This is a genomic window from Pirellulimonas nuda, from assembly GCF_007750855.1.
GTDB classification, from domain to species: Bacteria; Planctomycetota; Planctomycetia; order Pirellulales; family Lacipirellulaceae; genus Pirellulimonas; species Pirellulimonas nuda.
In genome coordinates this window covers 4,799,108-4,822,731 of record NZ_CP036291.1, presented here as the reverse complement: position 1 = coordinate 4,822,731, position 23,624 = coordinate 4,799,108, and the positions used below count along the sequence as shown (strand labels likewise).

At 65.9% G+C, this 23,624-nt stretch carries 12 protein-coding genes; 4 read left to right on the top strand and 8 right to left on the bottom strand.

Annotated elements, in window-relative coordinates; genetic code table 11:
- Nucleotides 1–489: 489 nt before the first annotated feature.
- Together Pla175_RS18770 and Pla175_RS18765 are read right to left on the bottom strand one after the other, a co-directional pair.
- Nucleotides 490–2,688: a pectate lyase family protein gene (locus Pla175_RS18770; RefSeq protein ID WP_145288824.1), complete on the bottom strand. Its 2,199-nt coding sequence runs from the start codon at nucleotides 2,686–2,688 to the stop codon at nucleotides 490–492.
- Nucleotides 2,689–2,704: 16 nt separating this feature from the next.
- Nucleotides 2,705–5,113, bottom strand: coding sequence for a sugar-binding domain-containing protein (locus Pla175_RS18765; RefSeq protein ID WP_145288820.1), 2,409 nt, complete (start codon nucleotides 5,111–5,113; stop codon nucleotides 2,705–2,707).
- 373 nt (nucleotides 5,114–5,486) lie between these two features.
- Between Pla175_RS18765 and Pla175_RS18760 the strand changes: the two genes are divergently transcribed.
- Both Pla175_RS18760 and Pla175_RS18755 read left to right on the top strand, forming a co-directional pair.
- Nucleotides 5,487–6,647 (top strand): glycoside hydrolase family protein, encoded by a 1,161-nt coding sequence (locus tag Pla175_RS18760; protein WP_145288817.1) that lies wholly within the window; start codon nucleotides 5,487–5,489, stop codon nucleotides 6,645–6,647.
- On the top strand, nucleotides 6,644–10,000 hold the full coding sequence (locus Pla175_RS18755; RefSeq protein ID WP_197526979.1) for a glycoside hydrolase family 2 TIM barrel-domain containing protein: 3,357 nt from the start codon (nucleotides 6,644–6,646) through the stop codon (nucleotides 9,998–10,000). The genes Pla175_RS18760 and Pla175_RS18755 overlap by 4 nt, the downstream gene beginning before the upstream one ends.
- A 33-nt stretch (nucleotides 10,001–10,033) precedes the next feature.
- Here the strand turns inward: Pla175_RS18755 and Pla175_RS18750 are convergent, their stop codons facing one another.
- From Pla175_RS18750 to Pla175_RS18730, 5 genes are all read right to left on the bottom strand, one after another.
- On the bottom strand, nucleotides 10,034–10,924 hold the full coding sequence (locus Pla175_RS18750) for a sugar phosphate isomerase/epimerase family protein (RefSeq protein ID WP_145288814.1): 891 nt from the start codon (nucleotides 10,922–10,924) through the stop codon (nucleotides 10,034–10,036).
- 188 nt (nucleotides 10,925–11,112) lie between these two features.
- Entirely contained in the window at nucleotides 11,113–13,857 is a 2,745-nt protein-coding gene (locus tag Pla175_RS18745) for a family 78 glycoside hydrolase catalytic domain (protein WP_145288811.1), read from the bottom strand.
- A 168-nt stretch (nucleotides 13,858–14,025) separates the two neighbouring features.
- The gene (locus Pla175_RS18740; RefSeq protein WP_197526978.1) at nucleotides 14,026–15,402 is read right to left on the bottom strand and encodes a sulfatase-like hydrolase/transferase; all 1,377 of its coding nucleotides are present in this window, start codon (nucleotides 15,400–15,402) and stop codon (nucleotides 14,026–14,028) included.
- Between the two features lie 162 nt (nucleotides 15,403–15,564).
- The gene (locus Pla175_RS18735) at nucleotides 15,565–16,023 is read right to left on the bottom strand and encodes a hypothetical protein (protein ID WP_145288805.1); all 459 of its coding nucleotides are present in this window, start codon (nucleotides 16,021–16,023) and stop codon (nucleotides 15,565–15,567) included.
- A gap of 248 nt (nucleotides 16,024–16,271) precedes the next feature.
- A complete protein-coding gene (locus Pla175_RS18730) occupies nucleotides 16,272–18,416 on the bottom strand; it encodes a hypothetical protein (RefSeq protein WP_145288801.1) in 2,145 nt (714 codons plus the stop codon).
- A 214-nt stretch (nucleotides 18,417–18,630) separates the two neighbouring features.
- On the opposite strand from Pla175_RS18730, the gene Pla175_RS18725 reads away from it, so the two are divergent.
- Together Pla175_RS18725 and Pla175_RS18720 are read left to right on the top strand one after the other, a co-directional pair.
- Entirely contained in the window at nucleotides 18,631–20,163 is a 1,533-nt protein-coding gene (locus tag Pla175_RS18725; RefSeq protein ID WP_197526977.1) for a sigma-54-dependent transcriptional regulator, read from the top strand.
- Between the two features lie 663 nt (nucleotides 20,164–20,826).
- Nucleotides 20,827–22,698 (top strand): hypothetical protein, encoded by a 1,872-nt coding sequence (locus Pla175_RS18720; protein ID WP_145288793.1) that lies wholly within the window; start codon nucleotides 20,827–20,829, stop codon nucleotides 22,696–22,698.
- On the opposite strand, the gene Pla175_RS18715 is transcribed toward Pla175_RS18720, so the two are convergent.
- On the bottom strand, nucleotides 22,695–23,486 hold the full coding sequence (locus Pla175_RS18715) for a hypothetical protein (protein ID WP_145288790.1): 792 nt from the start codon (nucleotides 23,484–23,486) through the stop codon (nucleotides 22,695–22,697). The two genes, Pla175_RS18720 and Pla175_RS18715, sit on opposite strands and share 4 nt — an antisense overlap.
- Nucleotides 23,487–23,624: the final 138 nt, after the last annotated feature.

Sequence of the window (23,624 nt, the reverse complement as noted above, 5' to 3'; positions counted from 1 at the left end):
GCACAGACAAGCCAGACGTAAGTACTACGAACCCATTGTTCGTTGAGGGCGTGGTTGCTTTCTTCGAACCGCCGCTCGTTTGTCCTTTGAGCGGCCACAGGGGCTGCTACAGCCGGGTGCGAGTCATGGCGGCGCTTGAGCTGCGGTGACAGCAAGTAGTCAATAGCGGATTAGGCAACGCCCGATGAGCAGAGGCAAATAAAATGTGACGATGAATAACGGATCGCCGCCGGACAGCCACTACATTTCGCAACCTCCGACGAACGTCGTTGGTCGAGCAGCAGTCGCGATGTCTGCAAACGGACCGCTAGATTCTCAACCACTCCTATTCCTATCAAACATCATAACCGAAGCAACAGAATCGTAGTTGCACACGCAGCCTCTTTTTAGGACGATCCGTTGCAATCTTCATGGCGCGGCGGCGAGCTGCGGCCAGCGGCAGCGTAGGGCCTCCTTCCTGCAAGATCCGTCTCATCAGAGGACGGTCAGTCACCGATCGCCTCGTCCGGCGAGGTGGTTCAGGAAGTCTTCGAGGTTGGTATAGCCGTCGCCGTCGGCGTCCTCCAGCCCGTCTACGGGGTTCTTTGGGTCGAACCCGTGGGCAGCTTCCCAGGCGTTTGGCATGCCGTCGCCATCGGAGTCCCAATCCGAATCCCTGTGGACCTCCGGGTAGTCGTCCCACCCCCCCACATCCGACTGAGAATCTGGCAGTCCCGGCAATCCACTGCGGCTCCCCTTGTAGGTGACCGTTGTGGTGCGGGTCTCGCGGATCACGCGTTTGTCGTGGTCGTCGAGCACCGGCACGTTGCAGCCGACATCGGCTAGCACGTCTCGGTACGCCTGTTCGGCGGTCTGGGTCGCTACGTAGGGTTTCCAGAACGGCTCGTCGTACACGAACTCGGCGAGCGGTTCGTCTTTCGGCGCGACGACCCCTTCCCAGGGCACGGTTCCGTCGTAGCGGCCCTCCATCACGTTGCCGCTCACGTAGTAGTCCTGAGGGCCGAAGGCGTGGTTTCGCTCGGGCTTGAGCAGATGGAAGACCGTAGTCGCGGGGCCAGGCTTGTAGTAGTTGTTGACGAACTGGACCTGTTTTGCTCCCCCGTCGGTGGTTCGATAGCCCCAGTTGTAGACCACGTTGTTGCGGATATCGAGTCGGCCGGCGTGGATGTTGGCTTGGTCGACGCTGCCGGCGAGGCTCCAGTTGCGGCCGGCGCAGTGCGCCAACAGGTTGTGATGAAAGCTTCCGATGTCCCCTCCGATGCTGGCGGCGAATCCGTGGGCGCTTCCTTCTTCGTACTTGCGGTGCCCCGCTATGTTCAGCGCCTCGCTGATCAGCGTGCGTTGTAGGGTGATGTTCTTGGCGCCGCGAGAGCTGAAAGACTCGTCTTGAGTCCAGCTGATGGAGCAGTGGTCGATGATCGAGTGGTCGCAGCTGGCTAGCCCCATGCCATCCAGCGTTTCACCCGCCGTGTCGCCTGGGCGGACGCGTAAGAAACGGAGGACCGCGTCATTGGCGCCGAGCAAACCGAGGTTGTAGTTTGAGACGCAGATCCCTCTGCCAGGAGAGGTTTGCCCGGCGACCGTGACGTAGTCGTTGCGGACGATCAATCGATCCTTCAGGACGATGCGACCCGACACATCGAACACCACTGTCCTGGGCCCGTCGGCTTCAAGAGCGGCGCGCAGGCTGCCAGGCCCACTGTCGTCAAGATTGGTGACCTTGATCACCCTTCCGCCGCGTCCGCCGATCGCGAAGCGTCCGTAACCCTCGGCGCCGGGGAAAGCGAGGTGACGGATCCGGAACGACCACACGTCGCCCCGCGTCACGACCCCCTCAGAATCGATCGTATCGACCCTCCAGCAGTAGTGCTCCAAGCTGTCGTGTGCGGAGACCTTGATCGCGAGACGCGGCGCCGTGGTCTCGCCCAGGAAACCAGACTCTTGCGTCGCGGCGACGCGGGCCTTGCGATTGTCGCGGTCGTGGTTGAGGTAGATTCGGAACTTCGCCGCCGATTCAGGGGCCCGCCACGCGAGCTCGATCTTGCAGGCGCCGCCGTCGGTGTGTTCGTCGAAGTCGTTGGGCACTGGCTTGGCCGCTCGGTGGTGAGGATCGGCGCCGTCGACCTCAATAGCGTTGAGCACTACGCCGTCGGCGATGGCTTCGCCGAGCGACTCGAGTCGCGCGACCACAGGCGCGCCGTCAACCACGGTGAACTCAACATAGTTCGATGCGGCGTCTGCATCGTCCGGGGCAGAGAGGGAGGGGGAGCAAACGCTATCGGAGCCCCCCACGCTTAGCTTGAGCTTCCGCCCACCTGCGGACGATACACGGTTGTGGTAGGTGACGAGCGAGTGACGCCCGGGGGCGAGCCCCGTGAGCTCGATTTGCAACGGCCCAGTGCTGGTGATTCCATCGCTTGCGACCGAAGCGCCGGTGGCGAGCCCTTTCTTGTGCAGGAAGCCCATCACATTTCCATCGGCTGCGCGGAGCGCAACCCCGACGCTGCCAAACTGGGCGTTTACCTCTGGGGCTCCGGCGACCTCCCATTCGATCCAGCCTTGCGTCTCCGCGTCGCCGCGGCCGGTGCTTGCGCTCAGGTCGATTCGGATGGGGGCCTCGGCCCGAACCAGAGGCGCCGCGAGGTAGGTCGTGGCGACGATCAACATCATTCGGAATGCGCATTTCATCTGGGATGCCTTCTTACTATTGCCGAGGTTCAGGGGACTCACTGTGGATGTTGGCCGAGCCGCCGGTGACGCCAGCCGCCGTTGCATGCACAACGATCTCGCCCGGCACCTTATCGCTCCTGACGATGACAAGGGCTTGGCCCTGGTGGGCTCGACGTGGATTGCTGACGTAAGATTCCAGCGAAGCCAGGTCGCCGCTTCCGATGCCGACGATTGTCCCCGGACCGCTGATCTCGTAGCGGATCGAATGGTCGGCGATGGGGCAGGGGGCGCCGCTGGAGTCGCACAGATCGACGCGGATAAATGACAGGTCCTGGCCGTCCGCGCAGATTGTTCTGCGGTCCGGACGTAGCCGGATGGAGGAGGGGGCGCCGGTTGTCGCCAGGCATATCCTCTCCCGCTCAAGCCCGTTGCGATCGAGCCCGATCACCGCCAACTCGCCCGGCGCATAGCCGACGGGCAGGACGTTGCGAAAACCGCTAGCAGCGTTCGACGTTGCTTCCGCGATCGACTCTCCATTGAGTTCTAGTCGCACGGCGGGCCATCGGCTATAGACTTCGACTTGAAGGCGCCGCCCCTCCAGTCCTGGCCATGTCCAGCTGGCGACGGTTGGAGGCGTGGCCCAGTTCGAGAGGTTCCAGTCGCCGCCTCCCAGAGCGGGCGCTACAACCGCGGCATAAAGCTTTTCACCCCGGCCCCAAACGATATTGCGGAAGTGAGACATCGGCTTGCGTTGGCCGGTGATATCGATGTCGCCACAGGACCCGCCGTGCCACGGGTAGTGAGAACCGAGCCAATGGGGCTGCGCCTCTTGGCCGGGGGGGAAGGCCCGCCCGATCCCCGCCTCGCCAAGGTAGTCGATTGCCGACCAGACAAAGTCGCCGACGGCGTAGGGCCGCTTAAGCGACCGCCAACTCGGCGCCGCGTCCACCGGGTACGATTCCGTCGAGAGCATGACGCGGTCAGGAATCCGCGCACGATCCTGCTCGAAGCGGCTGGTTTCGTAGTTGTAGCCGGCGATGTCGAGTTCGGCCAGCAGCGGGTCGAGCCCGCTCCAGTTCTTCGGTCCCAGTCCATTCACGCCGGCGGTGACCGGACGGGATGGATCGAGGCGCCGGATCACGCGGACCATCTCGCGCGCCAACGTCACCGCGCTTGCGTCGCCTCGCTCGTACATCTCATTGCCGATGCTCCACATCACGACCGACGGATGATTGCGGTCGCGGAGAACCATGCTACGCAGATCGGATCGCCAGTTCTCTGCGAATAGCCGGCCGTAGTCGTGCTTCACTTTTGGCTTCGCCCAACCGTCGAAGGGCTCGTCGATCACCATCACGCCGAGCCGGTCGCAGGCGTCGAGGAAGGCCGTTGAAGGGATGTTGTGTGAGGTCCGCACGGAGTTGAACCCCGCGGCTTTGAGTATCTCAACACGACGCGTCTCTGCCCGATCAAACGCCGCGGCGCCGAGCGGGCCGTTGTCGTGATGCACGTTGCCGCCGTAGAGCTTGCTCGGTCTACCGTTGAGCAGCAGACCCCTCTCGGAGTCAACTTGCACCGTCCGAATTCCGAAGGCTGTCGACGCCTCGTCTGTTGACACATCAGCGTTCACAATGGAGGCCTTGAGCCGATAAAGGGCGGGGTTCTCCGGCGACCAATGTTGTGGCCGCTCAATGGTGAGAGCCTGCTTTACGACGCGCCGCGCATCCGCCTCGACCTGCGCCCGCTGCGACTGGTCGCCTACCAATTGATTATCAGGTGAGGTTACCTGAAACCGCACATGGGCGCTTATCGCTTGGTCGGTGCTGTTCTCGATCTCCGCTACTGCACTTACCGTTGCGTGGTCCTTCGACAGCTCATCGACTTGGATGTGGACACTGTGCTGCTTGAGGTGGACAGAGGGCGCCGCCGCAAGCCAGACGTGCCGGTAGATGCCCGAACCGCTGTACCAGCGGCACGACGGCTGCAGTGCGTTGTCTACGCGCACGGCGAGCGTATTGCGTCCGTCGGCACGGAGCCGATCGCTCAGCTCAACTCGGAACGGGGTGTACCCGTACGCGTGCTGGCCGACCCGCACTCCATTGAGCCACACCTCGGCGTTCTGGTAGACGCCTTCGAAATCTAGCCATACCCGCTGCCCCCGCCACGCGTTGGGGATTTCAAGCTGCCGGCGATACCAGCCGATGCCGGTTGGGAAATAGCCACCGGCTGAGCCCGCGGGAGCTTCCGGATCGGTGGCGAGCTCAATGCTCCAGTCGTGCGGCAGGTTGACGCGGCGCCATGATGCGTCATTGAAGGAAGACGCGGACGCGCCCTGATCATCGCCTAAGTGGAATCGCCAGTCTGCGTCAATGAGCAAGCGAACGTCGCCCGCTACAGCGTGGGCGACAGTCAGCAGGCACAGGGCAAGTGAAAACAAGGTTCGCATTTACTTCCCATTTGACTCGGAGCACCGCGCGCGGAACAAGCGGATCGGCATTCGAAACAGGCTTGTTTTGCGACACCAGATGCCACCGTGCCGGGATCGGCGTGATACCATGACCGGCGCGGGTGCGTGTCTGCGGTAGATCGCAGCGCCGCAAGAATCGATGTCACCCAGCGGCGCGCTCCACGGCAGTTTGGAGAACGTCTCGCGGTTGGAGAAGCAAGCTGCGCCCGGTGGCTGGAAGGATGTCCCACTCGCGCGCACCTCTACCGCCGGCGTCATCGAAGCGGTTCGCGCAATCGACAACCCTATGAGACTGCAGTAGCCACTACCCGCACGAGGCTGCCCGCCGGACAACCTCCGAGCGGCGGACGCTGTGAGACAGACGTTCTCGCGCTGGTGGAGCGTAGACCACTACTATTCTGTCCCCGAACAAACCGCTCGCTGCATGCTTGTGCCGCGTCTCTCGCAGATAACCCCGCTGCTGGCCCTGCTTGGATGCCTGCTGGGCACGTCGGCACTCTGTGCAGGAGAAGCCGACGTGATTTCTCAGGCCGCGATGGACAGCGTCAACGCGGAGCTCAGCACGCCGTACAAGTATGGCGTTCTGCTCACCCCCGGCGACGGGGAGTACTACGATTGCCCCAACGTTTTTCGCTATGACGACAAGTGGTGGATGGTCTTCGTGAAGACGCGCGACCTGGTGGGCTACGAGACCTGCCTTGCAGAGAGCGACGACCTCCTGCATTGGACCATCGCCGGGACGATCCTCCCCTTCCGAGATTCAGGGTGGGACAAGTGGCAGGCAGACGGGTCGATTGCATTAGTCGACCCGGACTGGGGAGGTGGCGCGGCGATCTCGCCGTTTCAAGGCAAGTACTGGATGTCGTACTTCGGCGGCGACAAGCAGGGGTACGAAACCGACCCTCTCGCGATCGGTATGGCTCACGCGGACAGGCCGTCGCAGTGCACGCCGTGGACCCGCCTCGACGAGAACCCGGTGATGCGTCCCGGCGACGCGGACGCCCGAGTTTTTGAGCAGAAGACGCTCTACAAGAGCCACGTCTTTCACGACCCGGCAGCAACGCTCGGCAAGCCCCTGGTGATGTTCTACAACGCCAAGCAAGAGGGGGACTGGATCGAACGGATCGGCATCGCTGTGTCAGACGACATGCGACACTGGACCCGCTACGGCGATGGGCCGGTGATCGACAACCTCAAGGGCATCTCCGGCGATCCGCAGATCATCCGTATGAACGGCCTGTGGGTGATGGTTTACTTTGGCGCCGGCTGGGACCGCGGAGCGTTCGACACGTTCGCTTGCTCGCGAGACTTGGTGAATTGGACCAAGTGGGACGGCGCCCATCTGTTGCAACCCTCGGAGCCCTGGGACAAGACCTTTGCGCACAAGCCCTGGCTGCTGAAGCACGACGACGTTGTCTACCACTTCTATTGTGCCGTTGGGGGGAAGCAGCGCACCATCGCGCTAGCCACGTCCAAGGACCTGCGGGCCGCGGAGAGCGGATCGCCAAAGTGAGAGAGTCGCCGCTACTGCAGATCGTCGTCGCGGTAGTGCTGGTGGCCGTCGCGTGCCCCGGTGTTTGGGCAGTGGATGACTGGGAGAACGAGCAAGTCTACCAGCGTGGCCGACTCCCCGCCCGTGCAACGTTCTGGCCGCTAGGCTCCGTTCGGGCTGCGGTGGATGAGAGCCGAGAGGCATCGCCGTGGGTGCGGACGCTCGACGGACGATGGCGATTCCATTGGTCCCGCACTCCCAGCGAAGCTCCGCCGGACTTTTATTGCGATGCGTTCGACGCCGCCGAATGGGAGACGCTTCCCGTGCCGTCGAACTGGCAGATGCATGGCTATGGCACGCCGATCTACAAGAGTTCGGGCTACCCGTTTCGGATCGACCCGCCGCGGGTCACCAGCGAACCTCCGCTGGACTGGACGGTCTACCGGGAAAGGAACCCCGTCGGCTGCTACCTGAGAGAATTCTTCTTGCCGAGGACTTGGAAAGCCCGGCGCGTGTTCCTGCATTTTGCGGGCGTCGAGGGCGCTTTTGAGGCGTGGCTGAACGGCCAGCCGCTGGGCTACAGCCAGGGAAGCCGCTCGCCCGCAGAGTTTGAGGTCACGCCCCACCTGCGGCCCGGCAAAAACTCGCTGGCTGTCCGTGTCTATCGGTACAGCGACGGCTCGTATTTAGAAGACCAAGACATGTGGCGGCTTAGCGGGATCGATCGCGAAGTAGTGATCTTCTCCACACCCGCGGCGCGGATCGCGGACTTCGCCGTACGCACTGATCTGGACGACGATCTTCAGAACGCAGAGCTCGCGGTCGACGTTCAGCTTGACGTGACTGGCCCTCAGACACTGGAAGGCTGGAGTGTAGCGGCGGAGCTGTTCGACCACCAAGGGCGACCCGTGCTGGCGGCGCCGATGACGCACGACGCGGCGCCGATCCTCAACAGCGGCTACGACGCTTCGATCCTCGTTGAACGCACCCCGCAGCGCGGCGCCGGTCCGTTTGGGTGGTTGCGACGCCGCATCGCAAGACCTGCGCTATGGACCGCGGAAACGCCCCACCTCTACCGCTTGGTGCTGTCGCTGATCGATGAGGGAGGCACGTCTGTAGAGACGGTCGCCTGCGATGTTGGCTTCCGTCGCGTAGAGATCGCAGAGGGTCGGCTTCTCATCAACGGTCGGCCGGTGCGACTGCGGGGCGTCAATCGCCACGAGCACGACCCCAGCACCGGGCACGCGGTCACCTACCAGCGCATGCTTGAAGATGCTCGGCTGATGAAGCAAGCGGGCGTCAACGCCGTGCGCACTGCGCACTACCCGAACGACCCGAGATGGTACGACGTCTGCAATCGACTTGGCTTGTACGCTATGGACGAGGCCGACCTCGAAACCCACGGTTTGCGCGGGAGGCTGGCAAACGACCCACGCTGGGCCGCGGCCTTTCTCGATCGGGCCATCCGCCTTGTCGAACGCGACAAGAATCACCCGTCGGTGATCAGTTGGTCGCTCGGAAACGAGTCTGGCTGGGGGCCGAACCTAGCCGCGATGTCTGCGTGGATTAGGCACCGAGATCCGACCAGGTTCATCCACTACGAAGGCGCTCAAGGCGCGCCCGACCCTTCCGAAGTCGATGTCATCAGCCGCTTCTACCCGAAGCTGCGCCAAGACTATCTCAACCCAGGTCAACCCGGGAACCTCGGGGCCGCAGAACGTCCCGAGAACGCGCGTTGGGAGAGACTGTTGGACCTTGCGGAAGACCCGTCCGACACGCGTCCGGTGCTGGCTAGCGAGTTTGCCCACGCGATGGGGAACGCGCTGGGCAACTTCGGCGAGTACTGGCGAGAGATGGAGTCGAACGATCGCCTGCTTGGAGGGTTTATCTGGGACTGGTCGGACCAGGGCCTCGCCCGCGTCGATGCTGCAGGAACACCGTACATCGCCTACGGCGGCGACTTCGGCGACACGCCAAACCACGGCGCTTTCTGCCTGAACGGCATTGTGATGGCCGACCGCACGCGGACGGCCAAATATTGGGAAGTGAAGAAGGTCTACCAGCCGGTAGCGGTCGAGATGGCCGGCGTTGCCGGGGCGCCCGGGACGGGGCTTGAGGTGGACCTATCGTTCCACAATCGGCGCCAAGTGCTCAACTTAAGCGATCTGGCCCTTGACTGGCGCCTGGAAGCTGATGGGGCGTTGTTGCTGCAAGGCGAGATTCCAACCAACGCGGCGCCGCCGGGCGAGAGCCGTTCGTTGGTGATCCGGCTTCCTCCCATCAAGGAAGCGGGCGAGCTTTGGCTGCGGGTTTCCCTGAAGCTGCGCGAGTCCACTGTGTGGGCGCAGGCGGGGCACGAGGTTGCCTACGAGCAGTTTCGGTTGCCCGATTCGGGTTCCGTCGAACCAGCCAAGAACCCGCGACCGCGGAGTGGGGAGGGCCGTCAGTCGTTGCGAATCGATGAGACGCAATCGAAGATCGTCTTCGATAGCGAGCAATTCCAGGCCGTGTTCGATCGCTCCGCCGCGACGCTCAGCGGGCTCGCGTACGGCGGCCGAGAACTCCTCTTCCAATCCCCGGGCAGCGGGCCGACGCTGCAAGCTTTCCGGGCGCCGACCGACAACGACCGCGGGTTTGGTGGTTGGCTCGCAGACGACTGGCGAGCGGCGGGGCTAGAAAAGATGTCGAGAGAATCGGTCCGCATGGACGTAGAGCGGGTCGATGGGCAAACGGCACATGTTTCGACGGTGGTTGCCTGGCGGGCGACTACCGGCCGCTTTATCCATGAAACGGATTGGATCGTCCAGGGCGACGGCGTCCTGCACGCCACCAACCGATTCCGGCCGGAAGGGGATCTGCCTCCCCTGCCACGTATCGGCGTGGCGATGCGGCTCGATAAGCGGTGCGAGATGGTTGAGTGGTTCGGTTGCGGGCCGATGGAGAACTACCCCGATCGGAAAAACGCCGCCGACATCGGTCGCTGGCGCGGGGCTGTTAGCGAGCAACTCGTCCCCTACCCCCGCCCGCAAGAGAGCGGCTCGAAGCAAGATGCCCGCTGGGTCGCGCTGACCGGCGAGGACGGGCACGGGCTATTGGTGGTCGCCACGCAAACGCCGATTGCCTTCTCGGCGCTCCACTACACCGCGTCGGACCTGACCGCCGCGAAGCGCGCGGTTGATCTACGCCCCCGGCCCGAAACGATCTTGTCGCTCGACGCCCGGCAGTGTGGGCTTGGTAACAGTAGTTGTGGGCCCGGCGTGCTGAAGCGGTACGCGGTGATGCCCGAACCGGCGGAGCTGCGGCTGACGTTGGCCCCGCTGTCCATGACCGACGACCCCGGCGAGCTCGCCCGGCGGATACGGACGCGCGACTAGTGCCGCCAGGAACGAAGATTGGTGAACGCCGAGCTAGGCGCCTTGAAACACCGACTTCAGATAGGCCACGTTTTCGCCGAAGTTCCGTCGAACGTTGCGTGGGTCGGCCGCGTCGCGCGAGCGTTCTACCACCAACCAGCCCGACCAGCCCATCCCGTCCAACGCCCGCTTCACCGCCGGCATGTCCACCCGAGGGTTGTTCTGAAGCCACACCCCGTCTTCGTCCGTGCAGTGGATCTGGCAGATGCGTTCTGCCCCGAGCGTCTTGAGTTCGGCGATCAGGTCTCGTCCGGCCTGCAAGGCATTGGCGAAGTTGAAGTAGCTGCGGACCGCTGGCGATCCGACCTCGTCCAGCAGTTTCGCCTCGGCCGCCGCGTCGAGCGCGGTCTCCAAGCCGAGCACGACACCCGCCTGCTCCGCGACCGGCGCAAGAGCTCTGAGCCGCTTGACGATCCAGGGCCGGAGCTCCGGCCTCTTGACCAAGTCGCCCTGCACCCCCAATGGCAGGAAGGCGACGCCGATCCCCATCGCCTTCATCGTGACGATGCAGTCGCCCACCATGCGGGGCACGGTCGGACGCTCGGCGAACGACTGGGCGTAGAAGCCCGACATCGCGAGCGAGCAGATCTCGACGCCGCGATCGGCCGATTCCCGTAGGAACGCCTCTCGTGTCTCAGCGTCGTTCAAGGCGCTTTCAAAGGTTTCGCGGTCTCCAAGCGAACCCATATCAACCTCCACGCCATCCGCGCCGATCTCCTGGGCCAGCGCAATGGCCCCGAGCTTCTGCCGCTTCAGGATCATCCAGTCGCACACCGCGATCTTGTAGCGGCCCTGGGCAGCCACGGCATCGCCGCCACGGGCGCGTGCGCTGGCGAGCGAAGCCAATGCTACGGACGTGGCTTTCAGGAAATCTCGTCTTTGCATCGCATCTCCTAGCACCAAGCCGCACGACCAGGGGTAACTGTGCAGCGCGACGATCAAGAGCAAGAAGGGCTACCGGGCGATCCTCCGCTACGGGCAGACTAGTGCGAAGGGAGTGCTGGAAGCCGGCTCCGCTGCGACTCTCGAATGTCGGTTGCGAACGGTGGACGGCAACAGTAGCTAATCTGGTTCTAGCGCCCCCGTGCGACTTCGAAGTGATAGCTGCCAGAACCTACCTCAAATAACACCCGGTCTCCTTCGATCCGAACCAACGTTACCCCGTGGCTGCTGCTCGCCGGCGTGCCCGATTCGAGAACGGATTCGGCCGAATCAGCGGGCACGAAAACAGTAGCCGTCGTGTTGGCCGGCACATCCACTTCCAGGACGAGTCGCTCCGCGTCGCGCTGCCAGCGCACGTGGATCGGTCCGCGGACGCAATGGTGCGTCGCTTCGGCCCACTTTAGATCCCCCACCGGGCTGGGTTTGATGTAGATCCGCTTGTAGCCCGGGCCGGCTGGGTCGCACCCGATGCCGACCAGGTCCTTGTAGAACCACTCCGTGATGTGGCCGAGCATGAAATGATTGTGCGAAGCCTGGGTGTTGGCGTCCCACCCCTCGGTCAGTGCGGTGGCGCCTTGCTTGAGCTGATAACCATACCCCGGGCGATCTTGCTGGTTGACCATGTCGTAGATCACGTCGGACCGTCCGTTCTGCGCCAACGCTTGCAACACGTAGCGGAAGCCGACATCCCCCGCGGTCGGGGCGTTGCCGTGTGCGCGTACGTCGCGCACCAGCGCCTCTAAGATCGACCCGCGGTCGTCGGGAAGCGCCAACCCCATCACCAACGCAATGGCGTTGGAGCATTGCGAGCCGGTCCCGTAGCCCCCCTCAGTCGTGCGGAACTTGGCGAGCCACGCCGAACGGATCTCCTCGGCCACCTCGCTAAATGTGGCGGCGTCCGCGTGGTTGCCCAGGAGTTGCGCGATCTGAGCCATTGTCTTGGCGTCGAGGTAGTAGAACGCCGTTGCCGTAAAGGGGGGCGGCGTGAGCTTTGAAACCCCCGGGCGCTCCCCCTCGGTCATGTCGTACCAATCCCCCAAGCCTTCCTCCACAATGTGCCCGGAGGCTTTGGAGCCAAGGTAGGCAAGGTACCGCTGCATGACGCCGTAATACTCCCGCAGCAGACGTTCGTCCCCCGTCGCCTGGTAGTGCTGCCACGGAACCAGGATCACCGCCGAACCCCACTCCGCAGCGGCGCGGAAGGTCCCGGGGAACTCGACGTACTCTGGGGCGATGTTGGGAACCAGCCCAGATTCAAGCTGGCAGTCGGCCATGTCGCGCATCGACTTGACGAAGATGCGCGAGGCGTCGAACTCGTAACGCACACCCGGGCCGTTCAGGTGGTACTGCTCCAGCCAGCCGAGCTTCTCGCGGTGCGGGCAATCGGTGAGCACCGAGACCATGTTCGATCGTTGCGCCCAGCGGACCAGCGTGCGGATGCGGTCAAGCAGCTCGTTCGAGCAAGCGAACTCGCCGATCGGCTCGGCGGTTGAATGCACCACGACCCCTTCTATCCCTGCCAGCTCCGGCGGCTCGTCTCCGGGCTCTGCGGGGCTCTTGTCGACCTGCAGGTACCGGCAGCCGGCGTAAAAGAACCGCGGAAACCACGTTTCTTCATCATCGGTCGCCTTCGTGTACTGCCAGTACGCTGGGCCGCGGTTGCCACCACAGGTGTCGCGGTTGATCGTGCCGTCGTCGTGCACGACCTCGGCGTGTGTCAGCCGCACTACGCCCCCGGCCTTTCCTGTGACCCTGATCCGTGGCATGTACGACGTGTTCTGCCCGAAGTCGACGACGTCGCGCGTCGGGCTGAGGCGTTTGACTGCGACGGGCGGCTTTGTTTCGATCGCGGTGATCGGAAGCGCAGAGAGTGAGCTTCCCCGAAGCTCTCCGCTGGGTCGGACCAGCGGGACGGCGTTGGCCCAGTGGGATTCGTCGAACCCAGCAGTGTCCCAGCCAGGCTCAACCCGCCGAGCGTCGAAGTCCTCGCCCCCAAAGATGTCGTTGTACGTCGTCGGCCCGGGGTCGACCCGCCACGATGCGTCCGTAGCCACAATCTCGCGTCGGCCGTCCGCGTACTCAAGCTCGATCTGCGCAATCAGCCGCTGCGGCCCAAAAGTGTTCTGAAACTTGCTGAAGCGGTTGCGCCGCTCGGTGTGGTGCATCCCATCTCCAAGGGCGACGCCGATCGCGTTCTTCCCTTGGCGGAGCAACGCCGTCACGTCGTGCGTTTCGTAGAGACAGGTCTTGTTGTACTTGGTCCAACCCGGCGCTAAGAGGCCCTTCCCCGACTTGACGCCGTTGAGGGTCATCTCGAAATGCCCCAGTCCACAAACGTGGACGATGGCCCGCTTGAGGTCCTTGTCGACTTCGAAATCGTTGCGTACGAGCAGGGACTCAGTCTGCCACGGCGCCACGATCCATTCACCACGCCATTCGTCTGCGTCGAGGACCCCCATCGTCCAGGTCGCCGATTGGCTCCAAGGGCTAGGCCGGTCGTCTTGGTCCCAGGCCCGCACCTTCCAGAAGACCTGCTGAGATGAGCAAAGCGGGGCGCCGTCGTAGGGGTGGTGGAGCGATTCCTCGGAGGCCTGCTTGCCCGAATCCCATAAGTCACCCTGTTCTTCGTCTAACCGATCGCGGCTGGTAGCAACCAGCACGCGCCAGGCAGACTGCCGTTGCGCCCGCAGGGAGCTCTGCAGTCGCCAGGAGAGCCGTGGGTGCGAAGAGTCAACGCCGAGCGGGTCGACAGAGAAGTCGCACCGCAGCCCCTCGACTCGCCAATCGGCGGCCTGAGCGCCCGCCTGAGCGCCGCCCGCGGCATGGAGGCCGGCGAAAAGGCAACTCGTCGTCAGCAGCAGGCTCACAGAGTTCATTCGTTGCAATTCGTTGATTCACGAGAGGAGTTCAGCCATCAGCCCAAGAGATTGGGGGACGCCAACGCCTGTTAGGCTGAATCTAATTCTGTGTGGCTGCCAACCTTGTGGCCAGAGGCGGAACGCTCAAAGTCCTAAATCAGGCCGCGCCTTTGCTATTCTTGGCTCTTACTCCGGCGCCGTTGGGAAATAGTGAGAGTACCAGGCTTGCTCTTGGGGGTTCATCGGCCCGGAAGGGATGCCGGCCGGGCGGAGCTCCGACGCCCAGCCCTCGAGCGCCCTTCGAAGCCGCGCTGCCGTCTGCGGGTTCTCTTCGAGGAGATTTTGGCACTCGTGTTCGTCGGACGTGAGGTCAAACAGGAACGCGCGTGCGCCGTCGCCCGCGGTCAGGTACTTCCACTTGCCGGACCGGACCGCCGCCTGCGACCAGAACCGCCAGAACAGGTAGTCGTGCGGCGGCCCAGCGGTGTCGCCGGCTAGAAAGGAACAGATGTCGACGCCGTCCAGACCGGAGCGATCCTCGGCGCCCGCCGCGGCGAGGGCGGTCGCGGCGATGTCGAGCGAGCTGACAGGCTCTGGGTACACCCTGCCGGCCGGGAGCTGCGCCGGCCAGCGCACGAGGAAGGGGACGCGGATCCCCCCTTCGGAGAGCATCCCCTTCTCGCCGATCCAAGGATCGTTAAGCGATCCGTCCCACGACGCGTCGAAGCTATCGATGGGGCGTTTGTCTGGCTGGGTGAGCGCAAGGGGCGCGCCGTTGTCGCTGGTGAAGAAGATCAGCGTGTCGTCGGCGGTGCCGCTCTCGTCCAGCAGGTCGAGCAGCCTTCCCACGCCGTCGTCGACGGCGGAGATCATCGCCAGGGCGTAGCGACGGCGCTCGGGCATCGGGCCAGGGAAGCGGTCGAGGTACTCCTGGGGCGCCGCCAGCGGCACGTGGGGGGCAAAGTAGTTGAGGTCTAAGAAGAACGGATTGTCCTTGTTCTTGCGGATGAACTCCAGAGCGGCTTCGGTCTGGATGTCGATGCGATAGCCGGGCTCGTCGGTCCACGCGGCCTCGTCGTTGGCCGGTTTGTCGCCGATGGAATAGTTGGCGTAATAGCGGTTGCGTTCGCCCACGAAGTACTGTTGAAACCCCCGCTTGTGCGGGTAGTAGTCGAGCACCTGCGACTGCGATAGCGCCGCCTGGCCGCGGTCGTTGATCCGTGCGTGGGTGCGTGCCCAGGCCAGGCTGCCGGCGTGGGGGGAGAGGTGCCACTTGCCCACCATCCCGCACGTGTAGCCGGCCCGCGAGAGTCGATCGGAGAGTGTGGTTTCTTCCAGGGGCAGCGGGCAGTCGGCGATGCTGTCCATGCCAAAGCGTTGCTGGTAGCGCCCCGTGATCAGCCCCGCGCGAGACGGGCTGCACTGCGGCGCGGTGATGTATCCGGCCGTGCAATGCACGCCGCCGGCGCCCAGCCGATCGATGTGCGGGGTGCGGACGTCCGGGGTTGTCCCTTGCAGCCCGACATCCGCGTAACCCATGTCGTCAACGAATACAACAATCACGTTCGGCGGCCTGGAGTCCGCGCTGCCTGTCGACGCGAAGAAAACTAACAGACCAAGCACACTTAAACCTGAGACGAACTGCATCGCTCACTGCTCCGGCGGGTGGGGCTAGGAAGCCCCCCAGTATAGCAGCCCGCCCGTCGCGTGATCTCCCGCCGGCGGCTACAGGTGGCGAGCGTCTTGCGTCTGGGCGACGTTCCAACTGTTGGCCCGGGCCTTCTGCGATTCCATGTCTACCAGTTTGCGGAAGAACTCCTGCACGCTGGGAGCGTGCGTTTGTTCGGCTGCGGTGTGGTAGAGCGACAGCAGACGCTGGTCGAGGTCGAGGAGCTTCTCGATGAATTGCTCTGCGTCGTCTGCCTCAGCCTTCCGCCCCAGGTCGCTGATCTCGTTCTCGATCGGCTTGGTGTCTGGGAACTGGATCCAGGTCTCGAGCACTGCCTTGGGCGAGTTGCGCTCCAGCTCGGCCTGGAACCCGTGCATCGACCGGTCGTGCTCTTCAAGCCTCTCGAGCAGCGACCCGATGATGTCGTCCGAAGCGGTCGCCTGAAACCGCCGGGCCTTGTTCCGCACCCGGCGACGGAGCTTGGTCACGTGCGCCAAAACATCACGAACTTGCATATACGCCATCTTGGACAAACCTCCTATATGTCGGCGCCCTGCCAGAACTACGCCGCAAAAGGCGTGCCGTGTGGGCCGGCAATCTCCAGTTGACGCACGACGCTGTCCCGCTGGGCGTTTTCCCCGTCGCACCGTTGCGGGCAGGCCCGCGTTACGCACCGGACACTGGGTGGCCGGCGAGCCGCCTGGCCCGCCGGCGACCCCGGGGAGAGTCGCCGACGGACCGCTGGCAGCCGCACGCACGGACACTAACGCCACTTCAGCACGCGATAGACCCCTTCTCCCTCCTTCATCCGTTGCGGGAGCGAAAGCAGCCGGTCGCGGTAGACGCTCAGCAGCACCGCCGACGCGAAGAACGCGCCTCCGCCGACCATCAAGTACACGGCGGTCGATTGCAGCTCTTCGGGCACATGGATCAAACCGACGAGGCTCACGACATACACCGCCAGCATCCCGGCGCCCGCGAACGTTGTAGACCGCACCCGGCTCAGCACGCCGGCCGCCAGCAGGCCCAGGCCCACCGCCAATACGCCCGTTTCGTGCAGCATCCTCCAGGCCCAGAACGCGTCTCCGAAGAACCGGACGTCTAGCAGCCCAGCGACCGGCGCAAGCGACGCCAGCAGACTTCCGACCGCGAAGCAGACGTCGACCCAAGGATCGTGCGCGCCCGAGCGTTCGCGTCGCCATCCGACCAGCGCAGAACCAACCAACGCCAACCCCGACGCCGTGATCAACAGTTCTGCACGCTGCCAGCCGTCCAGCAGCGACAGGCTGTTGGCCACCAGCGCCGCGGTAACGACTTGCACCGCGGCGAGCGAACCCAGCACGCGCCGCAGGCTCGGCTGACGCGCCGCGAGCACCGAGGCGCCAGCGATGGCCCCCTGCGCCGCCATCAGCCCGGCGAGGTCCCACTGCGTCTCGCCGACCAACAGCCGCCCCAGCGCCAACAGCACGCCCCCCACGCCGGCCAGCATCAGCAACGCGCCCCCGGCCCAATCGGCGCCGCGCTCGGCGACCTCGCCGCCACGCGACATCACTCCCATGCCGCGTGCAGCCAGCACCGCGGCGCCGACCAGCGACGCCGCCAACAGCGGGGCGTAGGTGGTCATGCCGAGCCAGCACAGCGACTGCCAGGTCGCCATGCAGGCGGCCAGTGCGGCCATCGCAACGGGCGCCCGCCGGCCAGAAGCCGCGCCCGCCAAGCCGCTCGCTACGGCGAGCGAAGCGCCCGCCGCCACCAGCAGCCCGTGGTTGGGATCGCTGCTGGAGACGGCCAGCCCCGTGGCGGCGATCAGCAGCGGCGCCGTGGCGACCGGCGCCACTTCGGCTATCGTGGTCGCGCCGCGCTTGAGCACGCGGCAGACGATCGCCAGCACAAGCAGCAGCAGGGACAACAACGCAACCTGCTCTTCGCCAAGTATCGGCAGGCCCATCCAGTCCAGCAGCAGCACCTCGCCCCACAGCAGCATCAGAACCGCCGCCTTGGCGAATGCTCGGCCACGCGGCGCTACGACCTGCGAGTAGCCGTAGCTGTAGGCGCCGAGCACCACCAGCGCCAACGCGGCCAGCCGCGCCTGGGCGACGCTGGCGACATCGGGCCGCGCGAAGTCCCAACCCACAAAGTACGAGTCGTACGCCCAGCCGGTGACGCAACCGGTCAACAGCACCACCAACCCACTCGCCATCACGATGTGGCCCGCGCGGAAGAAGGCTGTCCCAAACCGCTCGCGCGAGTAGGGCCCCGGCGCCGCGGGGAAGAGTCGTTCTGCGTGGATGCATACCGCGCCCAGCACCACCAGCAGCGTTGAGGGCGCCACGATCTCCCAGAAGCGGGCGATGTCTGCGTCGGCCAGGAACAACATCCCGGTCATCGCCACGCCCCCCACCGAGGCGTACACCAGCCACGGGTCGCGTAGCAGCCACGCGCACACGGCGTACACCACGCAGCAGGCGAGCGCCGCGACCCACAGGTTGCCCCCGCCGGCCAACGTCACCAGCCCCTGCGCGTCGTAGAACCACAGGTTCAGCGGCATCACCACGCAGCCCAATAGCGTCAGCGCGCGGCCTGCCGTGGCGAACCGCGAACGGCTTGCGGTAGCAACGCCGGCGGCGATCAGCGTCAGGTTGGCTGTCCCCAGGCACCAAGCCACTACCTCTGCATCGTCGAACACCCCTTGCGACCACAACCAAGCGATCAGCCCCAGCGTTAGCAGCCCCGCTCCGGCCGCCATCAACGCGGCTAGGCTGCGGGGGTCGAGCACCATCTCTAGGAAGCTCGCCCGCGGCGGGTCGCCGGGAGGGGCCGAAGGCGTCGGTGTCGGTTCTGGCGTCGGCGGCATCTCGAACGTCTCGAAGCTGGCCCCTTCTGGGCCGAAAGAATGCGGACTGGACATGGCTCGACTTCCCCCGGGAATGCAGTGGCGCCCTCCGCTCGCCACGGACGCCCGTGGCGGTAGGCGACGCACTCCAAAGCAAGCCCGGCGCCAGCGTTTTGCGAAAGAGGTAAGTGCTTGTCGGGGAATGGGTTACGGGAATGCGAGCAGCGCCGGACAAACAGCCAGGACGACTCGATCGACACATTATGCGCCTGCGGTGTACATTTGGTGCATGAACCTCTCTGCCGCTGACCGCGCGTTCTTGGCCGCCCTGTCCCGGCTGGCGTACTCCAATCCGTTCACGCCGGAGCGGATCGCCCTGGAGGCCGAAGCCCTTGGCGACCTCTACCAGCCGCAGGACCAGTTCGCGTGGAGCCGACGCGGCGGGGCGGCCGCCGGCGAGCGCGTGAACGTTAAGCAGCTCGCCGAGCGGGCCGAGCAGGTCGTTGAGCGGCTCCGCGCCGCGCACGCGGGGGGCGACCGGTTGGCCCCCGACGTGCTCGGCTGGTACGTCGACGCCGCCGCGTACTGCTTGTACTACCGCCACATGGTGCCCGTCTCCGACACCCGGCTCGCCAAGGTGGCGCGCCCCACGCAGGGGGCGGCCGGCGCGTTGTGGCGGGACTTCGCCCGCGACTACGACCACTTCTTTGGCCCCGTGGGGTCGCGGCTGCCGGACATGCTTTCTCCTGCCCATCTGTTTGCGTGCCTGTTCCAGATCCGTCGCGCGTTCTTTGCGATCTACGACCACCTGCTCGGCGAGTCCCGCCCCGCCGCCCAGCTCCGCGCCAACGTGTGGCTCTCCATCTTCACGCACGACATGCGTCGCTACCGCCGCAGCCTGTACGCACGGATGCGCGACCTGGCGACCCTGGTCACCGGGCCCACCGGCGCGGGAAAGGAGTTGGTCGCACGGGCGATTGGCTTGTCGCAGTACATCGCGTTCAGCCCTGAGCGCGAGTGCTTCACCGGCGACGGCGCCCAGGCGTTCCTGCCGCTGAACCTCTCGGCGATGTCGCCGACGCTGATCGAGTCGGAGCTGTTCGGCCACTGCCGCGGCGCGTTCACCGGCGCCACCGCGGACCGCGTCGGTTGGTTCGAGGCCTGTCCCGGGCACGGCGCCGTGTTCCTGGACGAGGTGGGCGAGCTGGACGAACAGATCCAGGTCAAGCTGCTGCGTGTGTTGCAAGACCGCACCTTCAACCGGCTGGGGGACCCGCGGCCCCGCGTGTTCGAGGGGCGGATCATCGCCGCCACCAACCGCGACCTCGCGGCGCAGATGGCCCACGGCTCGTTCCGCACGGACTTCTACTACCGACTCTGCTCCGACAGGATCGAAGCCCCCTCGCTCCGCGACCACCTCGCCGACCGACCCGAGTCGTTCGGCGAGCTGGTACGGCACATCGCCCAGCGGGCCGCGGGGGACGAGGCCGACGGCCTAGCCGACGAGGTCCAGGCGTGGGCCGACGCCAACCTGCCCCCCGACTACCCCTGGCCCGGCAACATCCGCGAGCTCGAACAGTGCGTCCGCAGCGTGCTAATCCGCAAGGCCTACGCCCCCCCCGCGCCGCGTGCGGCGCCCGAGCCAGACCGGCCCGCCTGGCTCGACCGGGCCCACCGCGGCGAGCTGACCGCTGCCCAACTGTTGAGCCAGTACGCGGCCGCCCACTACGCCCGCACCGGCAGCTACGAGCAAACCGCCGCGGCGCTGGGCCTCGACCGCCGCACGGTGCGCGCCAAGGTCGAGGCGGCCGGCGCCGGTTGAGCTTTGGAGTTTTGTCCTTTTGTCCGCTGTTTGGCGTCTTGGTGGGGGACGATTTTCGGACAAAACCCCTACCCGCGCCCCGCGCCGCAACGACTTACGTCGATGTCTCCCCCCGGCGCCCCCCGCCGAGCGGGACCAAACCTCCGTCCAGCGGACACATCCCCCCACCCATCGGACACCTCCTGGACAAAACCCCGCGCCCCGCCACGCGCCGCGCGTGCCCCGATGCACGCGCGCAGCACCCCCCGCTCGGCCCCCCCAGGGAGAGGTCGATTGCTTGTTGATTATCCCCCAAGGAGTGGCTATTTGCGAGGCAGAAGGCCGGAACAATCGGGCCGCGTGTGCTCGGCCTCGAGCCGGTCGGTCGGGCGGCTTTTCAATCGCCGCTAAGCTGTCCGGGCAAGGGCGCCCGCAGCGCTGCCTGCCAGCATCGGAGCGCCCGTGCCGCTGGTTGATTTCGGCGAGGTCGCGGCACGCCGCAAGAGTTCGTTGTGTTGGATAACCGATACAGACCGAACAGCCGGAAACTCCTGCGCGGTCAGTGCGGTCGCTAGCTTTGCTAGTGAACACCTCCTGACCGCGACTGCCTGAAACGTAATGCCCATTGTTAACCGCTCCGAACAGGGTGTCGCGCGTCGAAGGACGCCGCGCTCGCGACCCAGCTTGCTGCTGGTTGGGGTGGTCTGCGCGCTGTCGGCTGGGTACTGCTTGGGGGTCGCGCGGCTGATTCCGCTTCGGCCGCAAGCGGCGCCCGCTTGCAGTGACTCGGCCGATGGTTGGGGAGGCCGCCCGGCGGTTGACCCCTGGGGGGGCGGCCCGAGCCGGCCGCGGCTGGTCGCGGGCGAGGTTCGGCAGGCAGCCGATTGGCAAGAAGGCGCCGCCCCGGCGGGGCCGGAGCTAGACATCGACACGTCTCCCGACCCCTTTGCGCCGCCGTTCCCGGCGCTGCCGGGCGGGCCGTCGCCGCCTGACGCGTTGCCGACAGACGCGTTGCCGGCAGGCGCGCCACCAACCGCCGAAGCGCTGCCGGCGCCTGCTGCGGGCGCCGACCAGGCGTTGCCGCTGGGCCCGGGGCGGATGCTGCTGCCGCTGGCGCCGGCCGGCGAGTTGCAGGGGACCGTGGAGGTGGTCAACGGCGCCGTGACCATCGCGGTGCGCGACGCGCCGCTGCACACGGTGCTCTCGCTGCTGGCGCAGCAGCAGGGGCTGAGCATCGTTGCCAGCAGCGACCTGACGCAGCCGGTCACCGTGACGCTGCAGCCCACCACGCTGGAGAACGCGCTCGACGCGTTGTTGGCGGTGGCCGACTGCACTTGGACGCGTCGCAACGACGTGATTTACGTCACCTCGGTCTCGAAAGATTCTACCTCGAGCCCCTTCTTCCAGGGGCGCGAGGTGCGTGTGTTTACGCTGAACTACACCGCCGCGGCGGACGTGGAGACGGTGGTGGCGGGGCTGCTCTCGCCGGTCGGCAAGGTGTTCATCCGCGAGATCGACTCCAAGGACCGCCGCAAGACCGCCGAGCAGGTGGTGATTGAAGACCTGCCGCCGTTTCTGGATCGGGCCGCGGAGTACATCGCGCAGGCAGACCAGATGCCGCAGCAGGTGATGATCGAGGCGCGCATCCTGCAGGTGAAGCTGAGCAAGGACAAGGCGCACGGCGTGAACTTCGACGCGATCGCCCAGCTCAGCGGGTTCAAGCTGCAGTTGTGGGAGAAGGGGTTCGCCACCGACGGCGGGCCCGGCATGGTGTTCACGATCGACGGCAGCGACTTCAACGGGCTGATCGATTGCCTCACGTCCACCAACGACGCCAAGACGCTGGCCTCGCCCAAGGTGTCGGTGGTCAACGGGCAGCAGTCCCGCATCCAGATCGGCCGCCGGCTGGGCTACTTTGTCACCACCACCACGCAGACCAGCACGCTGCAGGACGTCCAGTTTCTCGAGCTGGGGGTGGTGCTGCTGGTGACGCCCCACATCACCGCCGACGGTCAGGTGCTGATGCAGGTGCAGCCCAAGGTCTCCAGCGGCGACATCAACCCCACCACCACGCTGCCCGAAGAAGAAACCACCGAGCTGGAGACCTCTGTCCTGCTCCCCAACGGGCGGGGCATCGTCATCGGCGGGCTGATCCAGGAGAAGGACTTCGAACGCCAGAGCAAGCTGATGTTCCTGGGCGACCTGTGGGGCGTGGGCCACTTGTTCCAGCGCCGCACCGTCGACCGCGAGCGGAACGAGGTGATCGTGGCGATCTTGCCGCGGATCGTGGGCTGCGGCGTCTGCCCGCCGCCGTCCGAGTCGATCGAGGTAGCCCGGTCGCACACGCCGCTGCTGACAGCCGAGTTGGATAAGGCGGAGCGTCCGTGGGAGCCGCGGCTGCGCGACGCGTCGACCACGCCCCACTGGTGGGCCGGACACCCCGTGATCCGGGAGCCGATGCGTCGCTGCCCGCCGATCGATGGGGGTGCGGAAGAGGCGCTGGGCCTCCCCGAGCCGGCGCCCCTGGAATCGGCGCCCCCCGAACCGACCCTCTAGTGCGCCTCGCCCGGGAAGTAGCGCTGCCCGGTGAGTAGCTGGTTGCGGTCGCGGTTGAACGACGGGGCCGCGAGCGGCACGTCGGTGACAAGGGCGTCGATCACCCCTTCTCCCGGCACGACCATCCGCACACTGAGCACCCCCAGCCGTGGGAACTCGCTGCGCTGTTCTGGCCGCAGGCGGCTGTAGGGGAGCTCGACCACGGCGCCCTCGGGGCCGTAGTCGTCGAGGGTTAGCTCGCGGCGCCAGCGCTCGGTGACCGCGAACCCGCGTTGGTGGGTCCGCGGGTCGCCCGACTCGACACGCAGCTCGCAGCGCAGCGACCCGGCCACGTTGGTGTAGCCGCCGTCGGCGCCCCGGGGGCGGACCCACAGCCGCAGGCCGTCGATCTGCGGATCGGCGTCCCAACTGCCGGGGGCGGCGAGCACCTCCAACGAGCGGACGACCGCGTCGCCCCAGGTCGAACGGTCGGGGTGGAACGGCAGCAACTCCGGGCCGACGCCGCCGTGCCAGACCGGGGGCAACGCCACGGGGGAGGCCTGCTCAACACGCGCGACCAGCGCCGCCGGGGTGGCGCTGCTAATGGTGACCCCCGCGGCGTCGACCGAGAGGCAGAGCACCGCGTCGGTCGAGCGTGGGTCGAGGTCGCCCCGCAGCACGCGGCCGTCGGTGGTGTAGGCGGCCAGCGGCTCGCCGGCCGCCAGCTGCGACCAAGGCGACGCGGCGGGGCAGGGGCTCACCGCGAGGCAGAGCAGGCACAGCAGCAGGTTGCGGAGCGGCAACGGCACGGGCGTTCTCCTGGCGACGACGAGGGGGGACTCGTCGCAAGCAGAAGCAAGCCGGGCGCCGCCGGGGCGTGGGCGCCCGGCGGGTGAGACGCCAAGGCGTTCTCTGGAAAAGACTTACGCGCGTGCGGCCGGGCGCCC

What these genes read in the sequence shown, in the direction of transcription:
- Pla175_RS18770 (WP_145288824.1), bottom strand. Translation starts at nt 2,688, where the DNA reads ATGAAATGCGCATTCCGAATGATGTTGATCGTCGCCACGACCTACCTC.
- Pla175_RS18765 (WP_145288820.1), bottom strand. Translation starts at nt 5,113, where the DNA reads ATGCGAACCTTGTTTTCACTTGCCCTGTGCCTGCTGACTGTCGCCCAC.
- Pla175_RS18750 (WP_145288814.1), bottom strand. Translation starts at nt 10,924, where the DNA reads ATGCAAAGACGAGATTTCCTGAAAGCCACGTCCGTAGCATTGGCTTCG.
- Pla175_RS18745 (WP_145288811.1), bottom strand. Translation starts at nt 13,857, where the DNA reads ATGAACTCTGTGAGCCTGCTGCTGACGACGAGTTGCCTTTTCGCCGGC.
- Pla175_RS18735 (WP_145288805.1), bottom strand. Translation starts at nt 16,023, where the DNA reads ATGCAAGTTCGTGATGTTTTGGCGCACGTGACCAAGCTCCGTCGCCGG.
- Pla175_RS18730 (WP_145288801.1), bottom strand. Translation starts at nt 18,416, where the DNA reads ATGTCCAGTCCGCATTCTTTCGGCCCAGAAGGGGCCAGCTTCGAGACG.
- Pla175_RS18725 (WP_197526977.1), top strand. Translation starts at nt 18,631, where the DNA reads ATGAACCTCTCTGCCGCTGACCGCGCGTTCTTGGCCGCCCTGTCCCGG.